The 15,929-nt window shown below is 44.5% G+C and carries 11 protein-coding genes; 7 read left to right on the top strand and 4 right to left on the bottom strand.

Annotated elements, in window-relative coordinates:
• Window positions 1-97: 97 nt before the first annotated feature.
• Together MJ612_RS04365 and MJ612_RS04360 are read left to right on the top strand one after the other, a co-directional pair.
• Entirely contained in the window at window positions 98-1,249 is a 1,152-nt protein-coding gene (locus MJ612_RS04365) for an AI-2E family transporter (RefSeq protein ID WP_187029794.1), read from the top strand.
• Window positions 1,250-1,310: 61 nt separating this feature from the next.
• Window positions 1,311-2,816, top strand: coding sequence for an exonuclease domain-containing protein (locus MJ612_RS04360; RefSeq protein WP_250419050.1), 1,506 nt, complete (start codon window positions 1,311-1,313; stop codon window positions 2,814-2,816).
• 138 nt (window positions 2,817-2,954) lie between these two features.
• Here MJ612_RS04360 and otsB read toward each other — a convergent pair whose 3' ends face one another.
• From otsB to MJ612_RS04340, 3 genes are all read right to left on the bottom strand, one after another.
• Complete coding sequence (gene otsB, locus MJ612_RS04355) at window positions 2,955-3,776, bottom strand: trehalose-phosphatase (RefSeq protein WP_250419049.1); 822 nt, start codon at window positions 3,774-3,776, stop codon at window positions 2,955-2,957.
• 108 nt (window positions 3,777-3,884) lie between these two features.
• Window positions 3,885-6,623: a cation-translocating P-type ATPase gene (locus MJ612_RS04345; RefSeq protein ID WP_187029792.1), complete on the bottom strand. Its 2,739-nt coding sequence runs from the start codon at window positions 6,621-6,623 to the stop codon at window positions 3,885-3,887.
• A 50-nt stretch (window positions 6,624-6,673) separates the two neighbouring features.
• Entirely contained in the window at window positions 6,674-6,859 is a 186-nt protein-coding gene (locus MJ612_RS04340; RefSeq protein WP_187029790.1) for a hypothetical protein, read from the bottom strand.
• 194 nt (window positions 6,860-7,053) lie between these two features.
• Here MJ612_RS04340 and pgi point away from each other — a divergent pair, with 194 nt between their 5' ends.
• Window positions 7,054-8,703: a glucose-6-phosphate isomerase gene (pgi, locus tag MJ612_RS04335; RefSeq protein WP_187029788.1), complete on the top strand. Its 1,650-nt coding sequence runs from the start codon at window positions 7,054-7,056 to the stop codon at window positions 8,701-8,703.
• 28 nt (window positions 8,704-8,731) lie between these two features.
• Complete coding sequence (locus MJ612_RS04330; protein ID WP_187029786.1) at window positions 8,732-10,291, top strand: hypothetical protein; 1,560 nt, start codon at window positions 8,732-8,734, stop codon at window positions 10,289-10,291.
• A gap of 77 nt (window positions 10,292-10,368) precedes the next feature.
• On the opposite strand, the gene MJ612_RS04325 is transcribed toward MJ612_RS04330, so the two are convergent.
• On the bottom strand, window positions 10,369-11,433 hold the full coding sequence (locus MJ612_RS04325; RefSeq protein WP_187029784.1) for a DNA topoisomerase IB: 1,065 nt from the start codon (window positions 11,431-11,433) through the stop codon (window positions 10,369-10,371).
• A gap of 136 nt (window positions 11,434-11,569) precedes the next feature.
• Here MJ612_RS04325 and MJ612_RS04320 point away from each other — a divergent pair, with 136 nt between their 5' ends.
• The 3 genes from MJ612_RS04320 to MJ612_RS04310 all read left to right on the top strand — a co-directional run bounded on the left by MJ612_RS04320 (window position 11,570) and on the right by MJ612_RS04310 (window position 15,916).
• Window positions 11,570-11,974: a hypothetical protein gene (locus MJ612_RS04320; protein WP_187029782.1), complete on the top strand. Its 405-nt coding sequence runs from the start codon at window positions 11,570-11,572 to the stop codon at window positions 11,972-11,974.
• Between the two features lie 84 nt (window positions 11,975-12,058).
• Window positions 12,059-14,908, top strand: a complete 2,850-nt coding sequence (locus tag MJ612_RS04315; RefSeq protein ID WP_187029780.1) for a M16 family metallopeptidase — start codon at window positions 12,059-12,061, stop codon at window positions 14,906-14,908.
• Between the two features lie 186 nt (window positions 14,909-15,094).
• Window positions 15,095-15,916, top strand: coding sequence for a M48 family metalloprotease (locus MJ612_RS04310; RefSeq protein ID WP_187029778.1), 822 nt, complete (start codon window positions 15,095-15,097; stop codon window positions 15,914-15,916).
• Window positions 15,917-15,929 lie beyond the last annotated feature (13 nt).

The following is a 15,929-nucleotide window of genomic DNA, read 5'->3' as shown; positions in this document are numbered from 1 at the left end:
TTTAGCATAAATATATACTAAATTTTGTATATTAGGAGCCAAAGGAATAGCCTGACTTAAACACAAACAAGCTTGTAACAGCTACATGTTCTACTGAATGGAAATAAAACTGCCTGTATATTTTAAGTATACTGTTATTATACTTGGTATCATCCTGCTGATCTGGCTGTTACAGATGTTTCAGTCGGTGCTGGTGCCGCTTGCGTTTGCCATGCTGTTTGCCCTGCTACTGTTGCCCCTAATCCGGGACATGGAATATAAGTTCAGGATACCAAGGCCGTTGGCTATACTTTTAAGCATCGTCCTGATCGTGGTCATACTTGCGCTTGTGATCTGGTTTTTGTCTGTGCAGTTACTCAGCTTAACATCAGAACTAGACACAATAGGCGATAACATTGGTAACCTAGTAGATAAGGTACAGCTGTTCCTGTTTAAAAAATTCGGGATCATACCTTCCGGTAAAAGCGAGCTGGTGCGCAATGCCGTAGGAAGCTTACAGGATATTGCCACCACTTTTTTAGGGAACACAATTTCTATTACTACCGGTGCCATTGCTGCATTTACACTGGTTCCGATCTTTGTTTTCTGCCTTTTATATTACCGCGACCACCTGCAGCAGTTCATGTTCCAGTTTGTTGCCAAAGACCGCCGCAGCAGCATGATGCAGACGGTGTCCAACATACAAAGCGTGGTGCAGAGTTACATTTCCGGGCTGATGATCGTGATCGTGATCGTATCATTACTGAACTCGGCCGGCCTGCTTATACTTGGGGTGAAATATGCTATCTTCTTCGGAATCTTTGCTTCTATACTTACCATCATTCCCTATATCGGGATCATGATCGGGGCACTGCTACCCGCGTTGTTTACCCTTGCCACCACCGGCCATTTAATTGATGCTGTGTTAGTAGTGTTAGTATTTGCTTTTGTGCAATTCCTGGAAGGTAATTTTATAACCCCCTATATTGTCGGATCCAAAGTAAGTATAAATCCTTTTGCGGCTATAGTTGCCTTACTTATTGGCGGAGAGATCTGGGGTGCTGCCGGTATGATCTTATCTATTCCGTTTATTGCCATGCTTAAAGTGATGTTTGATGTATATGAGCCGCTAAAACCGATTGGGTTCTTGCTGGCAGATATTGATGATGTAGCACCTAAACGGCACCGGAAAGTAACGAACTGGCTGCAGGAAATATGGAATGGACTGGGCCGTGGCAAGCGGAACGATGATGAGAACAAAGCAGCCTGACAAAGTTATACTTCCCACACTTGCTAAACAGATTTGCAGACTTTATAGTTCGAATACCAAATTGAAACGGATTACTAAAAATATTGGTTTAAGAGAAGAGCTGCCGGCACCTGCCTGCGCTACTACAGAAACAGACCTAAATCCGAGTCATTTGTACGCAATCATTGACATTGAGACAACAGGCGGACAGCCTGCTCAGGACAAAATTACGGAGATCGCAATCTTTATACATGACGGTCAGAAGATCGTGGACAAGTATAACACGCTCATAAACCCGCAGCGCCCTATCCCCTATTTCATAACGCAGCTTACCGGTATTTCGGACGAGATGGTGCAGGACGCGCCTAAGTTTTATGAAGTAGCCAAAGAGATTGTAGAGTTTACCGAGGGCAAGATCTTCGTGGCCCATAATGTACGCTTCGATTACTCTTTCATTAAAAAAGAATTTGCTGACCTGGGCTATACTTTCCAGCGCAAAACCTTGTGTACCGTGCGTCTGAGCCGTGCACTTATTCCAGGTTTGCCCTCTTATAGTTTAGGCAAGCTCTGCAAAAGTATAGATATAGACCTGAAGCAACGACACCGCGCGATTGGTGATGCCGAAGCGACAGCTATACTTTTCGATAAGCTGATCAAGATCAACCGTCCGGTGGTGGATGGCAACATGAACATGGCTGCCGAACATACTTCGCAGGTACTGAAGCAGGAGATCAAAACATCGTTACTGCCGCCAAACATTAGTAAAGAACAGGTAGATGCTTTGCCAATGGTACCGGGTGTTTATTACTTCCACAACGAAGCTGGTGAGGTGATCTATGTAGGCAAAAGCATCAACATCAAAAAGCGCATTATTCAGCACTTCAATATTGATTATAAGAGTAGGAAGTCTTTGGATTTTAAAAACAACATTGCCGATATCACCTATGAATTAATGGGTAATGAACTGGTCGCTTTGTTGTATGAGTCGGCGGAGATAAAGCGGATGAAACCGCATTATAACCGACAGCAGCGGCGAAGTGTGTTTAATACCGGCATCTTTGTTTACGAAGACGAGAAAGGATATAAACGCCTGACTTATGGAAGTATAAATAAAGCGGATAATGTAAGCATGACGCCGCTTATTGCACTATCGAACCACTACAAGGCCAAAGGTTTTCTGTTTCATAAAGTGAGCAAGTATAACCTGTGCCAGAAGCTGTGTGATCTGTATAAAACCGCAGGTGCCTGTTTTGATTACCAGGTGCACCAGTGCAACGGCGCCTGCATTGGCAAAGAAGGACCAGAAACCTATAATATGCGCGTTAATGCTGCTATAGATTCGATTACCTATGAGCACAACAGCTTTGTTATTCTTAGCAAAGGACGTGAGCCGGGCGAAAAGACAGTGGTGGTAGTAGAGCACGGTACATACCTTGGATTCGGCTTTGTAGACGAGACTTTCTCTGCCTCAACGCTGGAAGATTTTAAAACTGCTATTACCCGCTACAACGACAACAAAGACATACAGCAGATCATCCGAAACCACATGCGCAGCAAGCACAAAGACAAAGTTATAGTCTTTGACTAGTTTAGAAGTTGAAGAGATTATGAATTAGAGAGTTTAGCTTTAAATTCAGGTATAAACAAAATAAGCCTGTCACTTCAAGTAGCGACAGGCTTATTTTGTCATAAGGTAATAGTTGTTAACTCTTTAACTCACTAACTCCTAAACTTTCTGACTTTCTAACTCCTTAATCATCTTTTCCAGGAAAACCTGAACTTCATCTACATCTTCAAGCCTATAGGTAGCGGCAGTCAGATCATCGTGTTCGCCAACCAGTATACCTACTCCATTACCCTGTAGGGCTGCAAAGGCATCTTCGTCTGTAATATCATCTCCAATATAGACAGGTAAGATTTCTGGTGTATCCAGTTTCAGCTCTTTTAGCAGCCAGAGTACAGCCTTACCTTTATGCCAGTCCAGGTTTGGTTTGAGCTCGATGATCTTTTTGCCAAGTCCTTTCTTTAGCAGCGGATTCTGGTGGATGATATCTTCTGTAACCTGCTTTACATGGTCAACCTGCTCATCGGGCACATTCCGGAAATGCACGGCTATGGCATAGCGTTTACGCTCCACCAGTACGCCATCTACCTGTTGTAACTTATGCTGCAGTTCCTGTTGGGCTGCATCTAAAGCCGGTAAAGCTTCTTTGGCCCCACCGGGCTCAGTCTGCATATTATCTGGTCCGGTTATATCAAAGCCATGAGAGCCTGCAAAGTATAATTCATTTAGTTGCACTAACTGCTCCACATTAGCTCTGTCGCGGCCACTTACCACAGCGACAAAACAGAGAGCTGAGAGCCTCTGCAACGTATCCCGCATCTGATCACTAAGTTTAGCCTGCTCCGGGCGTGGCACGATCGGCGTAAGACAGCCATCATAATCCAGGAAAACAGCAGGCTTTTTACCTTTCAGCAATTGTGGCATAGCATGTAATGCTGATGGTAGTTTATTCGCTTCTGTCTTCGCAATAGGTTTGTCTTTCACAATGTATATGGCTTGAATTAAAATTATACTTATACTAGTAGTTACTGGTAATGCATGGCTGTACGAAGTAAGTATAAACCTGTTACCACACTATTCCAAATTTGCTTTTCAGGCTGGAAGTATAACTTTTTGTTTAGCGGCCTTACCTCTGTAAAAGCTCAGGTACTTGTAAATTTCTGCTACCCAGACTACAGAAGAGCAAAGTATAAAAAGAACTATCAAATCTGTTAGTGGCATTTTTTCGAAGCGGAAGATATCGTTCAGGAATGAGGAATAAATAACAACCAGTTGCAATGCCACGGATACGATAAAAGACAGGTTTACATACTTGTTTGTAAAGAACCCGATCTCAAATAAAGAACGCTCCAGCGAACGCATGTTAAAGGCATTAAAAACCTGCGTCATAGCAATTACAATAAAAGCTCCTGTGCGTGCTAAGGCAATATCCTGAGGGAGATAATAGGCAAAAACACTTAAAGCAAGTACCAGCATGATACTGCTCATCAGCAACAGGTAAGGTATTATAGATTTATCCAGTATGTTGGCATCTCGCGGAACAGGTTTCTGCGCCATAATATTGCCATGCCCACGTTCGGCAGCTAGCCCCAGTTCCATTACACCATCCGTTATCAGGTTGACCCAGAGGATTTGCGTAGCAGTAAGCGGAAAAGGCCAGCCAATAGCAATGGCAACTATAAAAACAGATACATCGGCAAAGTTGGTAGTGAGTAGAAAAAAACTGGATTGCCGCACATTCTGAAATACAATTCTGCCTTCGCGGATGGCCCGGACTATAGTAGCAAAATTATCATCTGATAAAACGATCTGGGCAGCATCTTTGGCAACATCCGTTCCTCTTATACCCATAGCAATGCCTACATCAGCTCGTTTTAAAGCTGGTGCATCATTTACGCCATCACCAGTCATTGCCACCAGGTGCCCCTGTTTCTGTAAATGTTCTGCAATCCGCAGTTTAGTACCCGGACTCACCCTCGCAAAAACAGCTACATTATTTACCAGTTTTTCAAAACAATTATCGTCTACAGCAAGATCATCTTCCTGTACTGCTTCAGGGTAATTATTTTCAGGAAGATGTTTATGCAGGATACCTACTTCGCGGGCAATGGCTGCACCTGTCTTTTTATAATCACCGGTTACCATCATTACCCGTATGCCTGCCGATTTACAGGCTGCCACTGCTTCCTGCACACCTTCCCTTGGCGGATCCGTTATTCCGGTTATTCCTACCCATACCAGGTCCTGTACATCTTCCGCAGTAAGTTCACCATCCAGAGGTTCTATAGGTTTGTAAGCAAGTGCAAGAATACGTATGGCTTCATCGCCCCAGGCATTCATCCTGTCTTTTATCTGCTGCTTTACTTCATGGCTTAAAAGTATAGCTCCATCCGGTGTAAGTATATGGGTAGAGAGGTCCAGTATTTTTTCAGGTGCACCTACCGACAGTAGTTCATGTTTGTTATTAAGTGTTACAGCTGTTGCCCTAAATTTCTGATCAGAATTAAATGGTAGATCATCTAACTGAACCAGAGACAAATAATTATCTGCCCCAGCTTTTTTGGCAAGTATAAGTAAAGCTATCTCGGTTGGGTCACCGGATACTTCCGGAGAAGCACAGTTCTGTTGTACAGCAGTTGAATTGTGAAGGCGGGCATTATTACAGACCCTGGCAATGAAAAGCAGTTTACTTAGCACCACGTCATCTGCCGGCACAACAACGTTGCCCTGTTTTCTGATTTCGCCTTCCGGAACATAGCCACTACCAGTTACCTCATATTCTGATCCATCTCCCAGGTATATTCTTTTAACAGTAAGGATGCTTTGTGTGAGTGTACCGGTCTTATCTGTAAGAATAACCGAAACAGAACCTAACATTTCGGTGGCTGTAAACTCACGGATGATGGCTTGCTGATCGGCCATGCGTTTAGCTCCTATCGCCAGTACAATTGAGATAACGGCCGGCATGCCTTCCGGTATAGCAGAGACCAGGGATGCTACTGTGATCAGTAAAACTTCGTCGAATGCATATCCCCGCACAAAGTAACCGATAAGAAAAACAACAACAGAGGCAAAGATTGCTATGGTGGCCATTTGCTTGGCTAGTCGCTCTGTCTTTTTCCTGAAGTTGGTACTGGTTTTTTTTATACTGCTGAGAGAACCTGATATTTTACCTAATTCAGTATTGGAACCTGTAGCTGTTACAACGGCAGTAGCTGTACCTCGCGCCACATAAGTGCCTTTCCAGAGCATGTTGCTGCAATCTCCTAAAAGGGTATTTAAAGGTAAAGGCGTTAGCTGTTTTTCTGCCGGAAGTGACTCACCGGTAAGCGATGCTTCTATTGTCTGCAGGTTCTTGAGAGAAAGGAGGCGGGCATCGGCAGGTATACTGTCCCCTTCTTCCAGCACTATAATATCGCCAGGTACCAGTTCACGGGCCGCAACAGGATGCGTGTTACAATTCCGGATAACCATAGCCTGTTGCTTAATCATCTGCTTCAGGGCAAGTATGGCTTTTTCGGCGCGGTACTCCTGCAGAAAACCAAGTATAGCATTAAAGAAGATTACTCCCAGTATTACATAAACATCCACGCGTTGCCCGGCATACCAGGCCACACCAGCAGCAATCAACAATATCAGGATCAGGAAATCTGCGAACTGCTTCAGGAAAATATAAACCGGGCTAACCCCTTCCTTATCCGTAAGTTCGTTGTAGCCATATAATTTCCGGCGCTCAGCAGCTTCCTGATCTGATAATCCGTCCAGCTTTGTCTGTAGCTTGTCCAGTACGCCCTGCATTTCCAACGTATAAAAAGGAAATTTCTGGTCCATAGACATAGTGCAGGCTTATACTCAGGAAAGCTGTTTTTCAAGTATATAGATTAAGGAATACCTTCTGTTCTTTCATGCGGCGGCATATCCGGCTCCTGTTCCGGTCTTGCATTACGATGGGCGCTTCCTACTCCGTACGCACTAGGCTGGGGCGGTAATCGTTTCCCATCATCTTCGCGTAGTATAGGCTTTTTTCTATCTTTGTCCTGCTGACTGCTTTTATTAGGGTCTTTCATGCTAATTTAAATTTATAGAACAATTGACAGGCATCTCACCTGGCTCATTAACTCATTTATACATACGGTAGTTAGCTCTAAGGGTAAACCTTAAGCCTGATTCATAACATAATCATGCCCTGACTGCCGCAACCTATAGTTGTAAAAAAGAGTAGTTGAGCGCAGACAGCAACCATACCTATACAAAGGCACATATGCTAAAAAATTACTCGCCCACATCAACAGAGGCCTGGCAGCAACTGCAGGCACACTATACTGATTTGCAGCCCCAGCACCTGCGTAGTCTGTTTGCTTCAGATCCACAACGGTTTGAAAAACTTTCGCTTCAGTTCGAAGAGTTTTTGTTTGACCTTTCGAAGAACCGCATCACAGAAGAAACAATTGATCTGCTGGTAAAACTGGCCGAAGAAATGGAAGTCCCCGCTGCCATAGAAAGTATGTTCAGGGGTGAGAAGATAAATGTGACAGAAGATCGTGCTGTACTGCACACTGCACTGCGAAACTTTACTGATAGGGAGTTACAGGTAGACGGGGAAGATATATTGAAAGAAGTGCGTGCCGTGCAGCAGCAAATGCAGGTTTTCTGCGACAGCATCCATAACGGTACGCTAACTGGTTATACTGGTAAATCTTTCCGCCATATAGTAAATATAGGTATAGGCGGCTCTCACCTGGGCCCGCAAATGGTTTGCGAAGCGCTTAAAAGCTACCAGCACCCAAACCTGGAAGTGCACTTCATATCGAACGTAGATGGTACTGATGCTGCAGAGGTGCTGAAAAAACTGGATCCGGAAACTACCCTGTTCATAATCGCTTCTAAGACGTTCACTACCAAAGAGACTATTACCAACGCCCATACTGCCCGCAACTGGTTCCTGGAGCATGCCAAAGAGCAGGCACATGTAAGTAAGCACTTTGTGGCTTTATCTACCAACACTGCTGAAGTTGAGAAATTTGGAATTGCCCCTGAAAATATCTTTCGCTTCTGGGATTGGGTAGGCGGTCGTTTCTCGCTGTGGTCAGCCATTGGTTTATCTATTGCATGTGCTTTGGGGTATAACAGGTTTGAAGAACTGCTGCGCGGGGCCGAAGCAATGGATAAGCATTTCCGGGAGGCGCCTTTAAAACAAAATGTACCTGTGCTGATGGCACTGCTTAGTATCTGGTATGCCAATTTCTTTAACTGCCAGTCACATGCTATACTTCCGTATGACCAGTACATGCGCCTGCTGCCGGAGTTCCTGCAGCAGCTGCTGATGGAAAGCAACGGCAAAAGTACAGACCGCAACGGCAATCCTGTAACATACCAGACGCAGCCGGTAATATGGGGAGCGGCAGGCACCAACAGTCAGCATTCTTTCTTCCAGCTCATCCACCAGGGCACTATACTTATACCTTGCGACTTTATAGCAGCTGCCGTGAGCAATAACCCTATCGGGGAACACCAGCCGCTCTTACTTTCTAACTACTTTGCCCAGACAGAAGCACTTATGCGCGGTAAAAATCAGGAGGAAGTACGCCAGGAACTGGAACAGAAAAACATGGCTGCCGATGAACTGAAAACGTTGCTGCCACACAAACTTTTTGAAGGCAATAAACCAACTACTTCTATTATGCTTCGCCAGCTTACGCCTTACAACCTGGGTAGCTTACTGGCAATGTACGAGCATAAAACCTTTGTACAAGGGGTAATCTGGAACATTTATAGTTTCGATCAGTGGGGAGTGGAACTTGGCAAGCAGCTAGCCACAAGTATAGAAAAGGAATTGCTTAGCAACAAAACAGCAGACCATGATTCTTCCACGGCAAACCTGATAAATTACTACAAAGGGCATCTCAATTAAGCTGTAAATGCACTTCCGGTTAAGGCACTTGGCACTCCTGCTCCTGCTCGGCACAACGCTGAGCAGTTGTGCCGATGAAGACTTTTTCCAGGAAGATGCACATATTAAAAAAGCTGCCCCAGCTGATAGCGTATGGGTAACAGCCGGCAGGCATTATACTTCCGGCTGGTTGCACCGCTTATTCTGGGGAGACCATTATCGGCAGGTATGGGCAGAGCCTGTAAAGGTGCCCGTGTTTAACATGCAGCAACTAAACGGCGGCTTATACTTAACAGAGAAAGGTGGCGGCTTCCAGACCACCAGTTTTGAGCTCGAAGATTCTCTTGGCAGGCGGTATGCCTTAAGATCCCTTGATAAAGATCCGGTACATGTGCTGTATGACTTTTGGAAGCCAACATTTGTTACCAATGTGCTCCGCGACCAGACCTCGGCATCCAATCCGTATGGCGCGCTGGTTGTCCCTATACTTGCTGAGGCTGTTGGTGTTTATCATACCAATCCGACTTTATACTATGTAGCTAAAACCGATACCAGTTTAGGGGAATACAGCAAGCTGGCACAAGGCAAAGTTTTTATACTTGAAGAAAAGTATAAATCTACAGCAGACAGAAAACCAACCATGGCTAATGTCCTAGATTTTAACAGCTCAGATGATGCTTTAAATTTAAGATACAACACCAACACTCACCATTTTAACCAAAAAGCTTTCGCTCGGGCCCGGTTGCTCGATGTTTTTTTAGGAGACTGGGACCGCCATAAAGGTCAGTGGGATTGGGCTATAGTTAAACAAGGAACCGAAACGTACTTTGAGCCGATTCCGAAAGATCGCGATCAGGTGTTCCTGAAAATGGATGACGGGGTAGTTCCGTTTATAGCCACCAGCCGATTTATGGCACGCAAACTACAAACTTTTAACAATGAGTTTTCCGATGTAAAAGCACTGATGATAAATGCCAGGTTTATAGATGAGCGCTTACTCAATGAACTTACTGCCGCTGACTGGAAGCAGATAGCTAAACAAATGCAAACCGCTTTATCAGATGAGGTGATTGAACGTGCTGTGCTACAATTGCCACCTCCGGTTTATAAACTTGTTGGCAAAGAGATAACTGATAAACTGAAAAGCCGGAGAGATTTGTTACCGGATGCCGCTGAAGAAATGTATAAGCTGCTGGCAGAAGAAGTAACTATAGCTGGCTCTGATATGCAGGAGGAATTCAAAATCAACAGACTAGACGATAAAAGAGTAGAAGTTACTGTTACAAGACCTGCTTCCCCTCAAGCCCCTGCTTATCAAATCTATCATCGCAACTTTTATACTTCCGAAACCGAGTTACTTATACTTCATGGTCTGGCTGCCGATGATACATTTGTTGTAGAAGGTACTGTAAAGAAAAGTATACCTGTGAAGATTTATGGAGGTTTAGGCGAAGATGCCATAACTGACAATTCTGATGTAGCAGGCAGACGCAAAATGACAGAAGTATACGACACAGAACGAGGCACCATCCTGAACCTGGGCACAGAAGCCAGGAACCGCACTACCCGCGATGTAAGAGTACACGCCTACGACCGCGAAGGAAACTAATAAGAGTTCTGAGTCTAGAGTTCTAAATAACGAGTTATTCCACTCAAACTATAGTTGCTTAAAGTAATTTGTAATTCTCAACCCGCTTTCTGAAGCATCTTTAACACCAATTCTTCGGTGCCGGAGAGGTACTCATTTTTTGATTTTGTGGCATCATGGGTACGAAGGTAGTTCAGCAGCTTATCTTCTCTGAACAAGTTTACCACTTCCGGATGAATGTAATATTTGCTGCAAACACTTGGGGTATTACCCAACCCTTTGGCAACATCTTTAACGGCTTCTTTAATGCATTTCTCTTTTTCCATCTCAGGGTTCTCCTCCAGTACATTTTCGAGGCACTTTACCATTCTAACGGAGCCTCCCCAGGTTCTGAAATCCTTTGCAGTAAACGGCTGTGCTGTGGCTTCACGCAAGTATTCGTTCACGTCTCCTGATTCAAGTACCTGCCGCTCGCCATTCTCGTCGTAATACTGAAACAGATCGTAGCCGGGTATATCTTTGCATTTCTTGATCAGCTGTGCCAATCGTCTATCTTTCAGGTCGATGTCATGCTCTACTCCTTTCTTACCCCGAAACGTAAATTTTACCTGGCTGCCGTTAATTTTCACATGCCGGTCACGCATCGTAGTTAATCCGTAAGAATCGTTTGACTTGGCATATTGCCGGTTACCGATCCTGATCATGGCATTATCCATAATAGAAAGCACCAATGCGGTTACTTTTCTGCGGTCCAGGTGTTTGGAATTGATGTCTTTTTCGATCTGTTCACGGAGCTTCGGCAAAGCCTTTCCAAAAGACAGCATTCTTCCGAACTTGGTCAGGTTGCGGGCCTTGTTCCAGTCAGGGTGGTAAATGTATTGTTTGCGTCCTTTAGTATCTCGCCCGGTAGCCTGCAGGTGGCCCTTTGCACTTGGGCTGATCCATACTTCTGTCCAGGCGGGTGGAATAACCAGTTTATTTATTCTTTCGAGGACTTTCTCATCCGTTACGCGCTCTCCTTTTGTGTCCAGGTACTGGTAACCTTTGCCAGCTTTCTTACGAGTATAGCCGGGTTTTTCATCTGACGTATACCTTAGCCCGGCAACCTCCGCCGACTTCGCCGGATCACCATGTAATTCATGTATCTCGTTCTTTCTTGCCATCTGTAGTTAATTACCTGCACTTCATACTATACTTATACTTAAAAGTTGTAGGTTATTCCGGCAGTTATCTATACTTTTTGCTATACTTTCAGAATCACCTGCTATTTTGCAGACACTAACCTTAAACTATACTTGTATGCATAAAAATATCTCGTACCTGTACGCTTTTTACGGCGCATTTCTGATAGGGTGTGGCGCTGTAGCCGTGGACATAGCTGGCGAGCAGGCCAACACAGCTTTAATAACAGGAGGTATAGGCGGATTTATAGCCCTTACGGCAGGCCATTTTTTGAAACGCGGTAAACGATGGGCATTTATAGTTGGCGCCGGAGAGGCCGGTTTATTAACTATACTTTTGGGGTGGCGTGCCGGCACCTACTTTATTCGCTTACTTAATATGGTGCAGGAAAGCGGCGATGCTTTAACTACCGAGACAGCCGGCATGGCTTTTTTGCTGACAACTGCCATGCTGATCATATCGCTGCTGACGCTGACAGTATCTGTTATGTTTGCCAAACAAGTTTTGGTCGATACAAAATAAGAGTTGGTATAAATTAACACAGGATATTAAACCTGCTATACTTATATTAGTCAAAGCAAAACTAACCAAACTAATCTAAATCTTATGCTGCAAAAAATTGGCTTGAGCATCGTACTTACAGCCAGCGTGGTAGGCGCTGCCGATGCACAAACTAAACAGGTAGAGAAAGTAACCAAAAAAGGCGACGAGCTGGTTATTCCTTACGAAAAATATAAACTTGCCAACGGGCTTACTCTCATTGTTCACGAAGATCACTCTGACCCTGTTGTGCACGTGGATGTAACGTATCACGTAGGTTCTGCCCGCGAAGAAGTAGGCAAATCTGGTTTCGCTCACTTTTTTGAGCACATGATGTTCCAGGGCTCTGATAACGTAGCCGACGAAGAACACTTTAAAGTTGTATCTGATGCAGGTGGTACGCTTAACGGTACAACCAACCGCGACAGAACTAACTACTTTGAGACTGTACCAAGCAATCAATTAGAGACTGCACTTTGGTTAGAAGCTGACCGCATGGGCTTTTTGCTGGATGCTGTAACTCAAAAGAAATTTGAAGTACAGCGCGAAACCGTTAAGAATGAGCGTGGCCAGAACTACGATAACCGTCCTTATGGTTTAGTTTACGAACTGACTTCTAAAAACCTTTACCCGTACGGTCACCCTTATTCCTGGACAACTATAGGTTACCTGGAAGACCTGAATCGTGTAAATGTTAACGACCTTAAAAATTTCTTCCTGCGCTGGTATGGCCCTAACAATGCAACTATAACTGTTGGTGGCGATGTGAAGCCTGCTGAAGTTATAAAGCTTGTTGAGAAATACTTTGGCTCTATACCTGCCGGCCCTGCTGTGGAGGACATGAAGCCGATGATGGCGCAACTGGAGAAAGACCGTTATGTATCTTACGAAGATAACGTGCGTTTCCCGATGCTGCGTATGACGTTCCCAACACCTGAAGCCGGCCACAAAGACGAGCCTGCACTGGATGTACTTGCTGAGATCATTGGCCAGGGTAAGAACTCAATCTTCTATAAAAACATTGTAAAAGATCAGAAAGCACTTTCTGCCTCTGCATCTAACTCTACTTCTGAGCTGGCTGGTGAGTTTGGAATTTCTTTAATGGCATTCCCGAACAACAACCTGGCAGCTGCTGAAGATATGCTTCGTAAATCTATTGCTGAGTTTGAAACGCGTGGTGTTACTGACGAAGACTTACAGCGTTACAAAGCATCTGTAGAATCAAACCTGGTTAATAGCCTTGCAAGTGTAAGTGGTAAAGTATCACAGCTGGCTGCTTACGAAACGTTCCGTAACAACCCTAACTATATTCAGGAAGAGCTTCGTCGCATTCAAGGTGTTACGAAAGCCGATGTAATCCGTGTTTACAACCAGTACATCAAAGGTAAGCCTGCGGTATTGCTTAGCGTAGTGCCTAAAGGTAAAAAAGACCTGGTTGCCAAAGCAGATAACTATACGGTAGACACCAACAAATCGGTGGCAATGCCACAGGAATACGGTAACCTGAAGTATACCAAAGCAGTTGATACGTTTGACCGTACCAAGCGCCCTGTAGCGGGTCAGGCAACTGCTGTAACTGTACCAAATTACTATACTACCAAATTCAAGAATGGCCTGGAAGTGATTGGTACTAAATCAGATGAAATACCAACTGTAACATTACAGTTATCAATTGCTGGTGGCCACAGACTTTCTGCTGCTAACCCAGGCAAAGCGGGTATTGCATCTTTAACTGCAGCGTTACTGAACGAAGACACTGAAAACTATACTTCAGAACAGTTCAGTAGCGAGCTGAACAAACTAGGTAGCTCTATCCGTATCAGTTCAGGTTCTGAAGACACCTATGTAACTGTTCAGTCCCTGAAGAAAAACCTGGATAAGACACTTGCGCTGTTAGAAGAGCGTATGTTCCGTCCGAAGTTTGCGCAGGATGATTTCGATCGTTTGAAGAAGCAGCAGCTTGAAGGTATAGCTAACCAGTCTACGCAGCCAGTAACAATTGCTAACGATGTATACTACAAACTGCTTTACGGCGAAGGCCACATCGAAGCTATCCCTACATCCGGTACTGCTGAAACAGTAAACAGCATCACGCTGGATGATGTGAAGCAGTTCTACAAAGCAAGCTTCTCTCCTTCTGTTACCAATTTGGTTGTGGTGGGTGATATTGCTGAGAAAGATATACTTGGCAAACTTGACTTCCTGAAGAAATGGGAGAAGAAAAATGTAGTTATTCCTGCAGATAAAAAAGCACCTGCTATTGCGAAGACAAAACTATACTTTGTAGATAAGCCGGATGCAGCCCAGTCTGAGATACGTATCGGTTATGTGGCAATGCCTTACGATGCAACCGGCGATTACTATAAAACAGGCCTGATGAACTTTGCCCTGGGTGGTGCTTTTAACAGCCGCATCAACCTGAACCTGCGTGAAGACAAAGGCTATACTTACGGTGCCCGCTCTGGCTTTGGTGGCAGCAAGTATGCTGGTCCGTTCACGGCCTCGGCTGGTGTGCGTGCCGATGCCACAGCTGCTTCGGTTGTAGAGTTCATGAAAGAGATCACAGATTTCAAAAACAAAGGTATCACAGAGGCTGAACTACAGTTCATGAAGAACTCTATTGGTCAATCTGATGCGCGTAAGTATGAAACTCCTGGTCAGAAAGCAGGTTTCTTAGGCCGTATACTTGAGTACGATCTTAAGAAAGACTTCGTGGCGAAGCAAACGCAGATCCTAAACACAATAACCAAGAAGGATATTGATGCGCTGGCTGCCAAGCACCTGCCTGTAGATAACATGCACATTGTAGTTGTAGGCGATAAAAAGAAAGTAATGTCAGAATTACAGAAGCTGAACTACGAGATTGTAGAGCTTGATGCGAACGGTAACCCGGTAGGTACATCTTCCGTAAAATAAACCCATACTACACACTGGAAAGCCCCTGATAACTTCAGGGGCTTTTTTATTGCACTAATAATTTAGCTTTCACTATATCTTTTTGCAACCTGTAGCACTGCCACATGCGTAAAGGGGCTTACTCTGCGTTTTTTAAGGCACAGACTTTGTAGTGCGTTTGCACTATATATACCAAACTTATTACACATGAAACTTAAAAGAACTCTACTTACCCTCGGCCTGGCGGCTGCCAGTGCATTAACCCTTTACTCTTGCGACGGAAACGATGTAGTACTTTTCTCGATTGAGGATGACGTTAACTTAGGTAACCAGGTAGCCCACGAAGTGGACTCTACTTATAAAGCACAAGGAAAGCTACTGGAGCGTAATGCTACAAATCAGCAGGCTTATACATACATGGACCGTATCGTGAACCGTGTTCTTAACTCCGGAGAAGTACAGTATCGCGAAGAGTTTACCTGGGATGTTAAAATTATAAAAGACGATAGCCAGCTAAATGCCTTTGCTACACCAGGTGGCCACATTTATGTGTTTACCGGTCTTATAAAATACCTGAACGACGAAGACCATTTTGCCGGCGTTATTGCCCATGAAATAGCTCATGCCGACCAACGCCACAGCGTAAAGCAGTTGCAACGCCAATATGGCATAAACCTGCTGCTCTCTATTGCGCTAGGTAATAACCCAAGTGCTTTAAAAGAAATTGCAGGACAGCTTTCCGGTACACTGGCTGGTCTTAAATTCAGTCGCGACGCCGAAACAGAAGCAGACAATTTCTCAGTAGAATACCTGGGTGGCACAGAATATTATGCCTGCGATGGCGCTGCCGGTTTCTTTATTAAAATGAATGAAGAGGCTGCACAGGGTACACCCCCTGAGTTTTTGAGCACACACCCTAACCCTGAAAACCGTATAGAGAATATACAGCAGAAAGCAAAGGAACAGGGATGCAGCACTGCCTCAGCATCTGACAGCGATTTTACAGCTTTAAAGAATGCGCTGAACTAATAACAGTAAAAAG

The organism is Pontibacter deserti (assembly GCF_023630255.1).
Classification (GTDB): Bacteria; Bacteroidota; Bacteroidia; order Cytophagales; family Hymenobacteraceae; genus Pontibacter; species Pontibacter deserti.
Note: the sequence above shows the minus strand (reverse complement) of the source record. Positions and strands in the feature narration are given on the sequence as shown.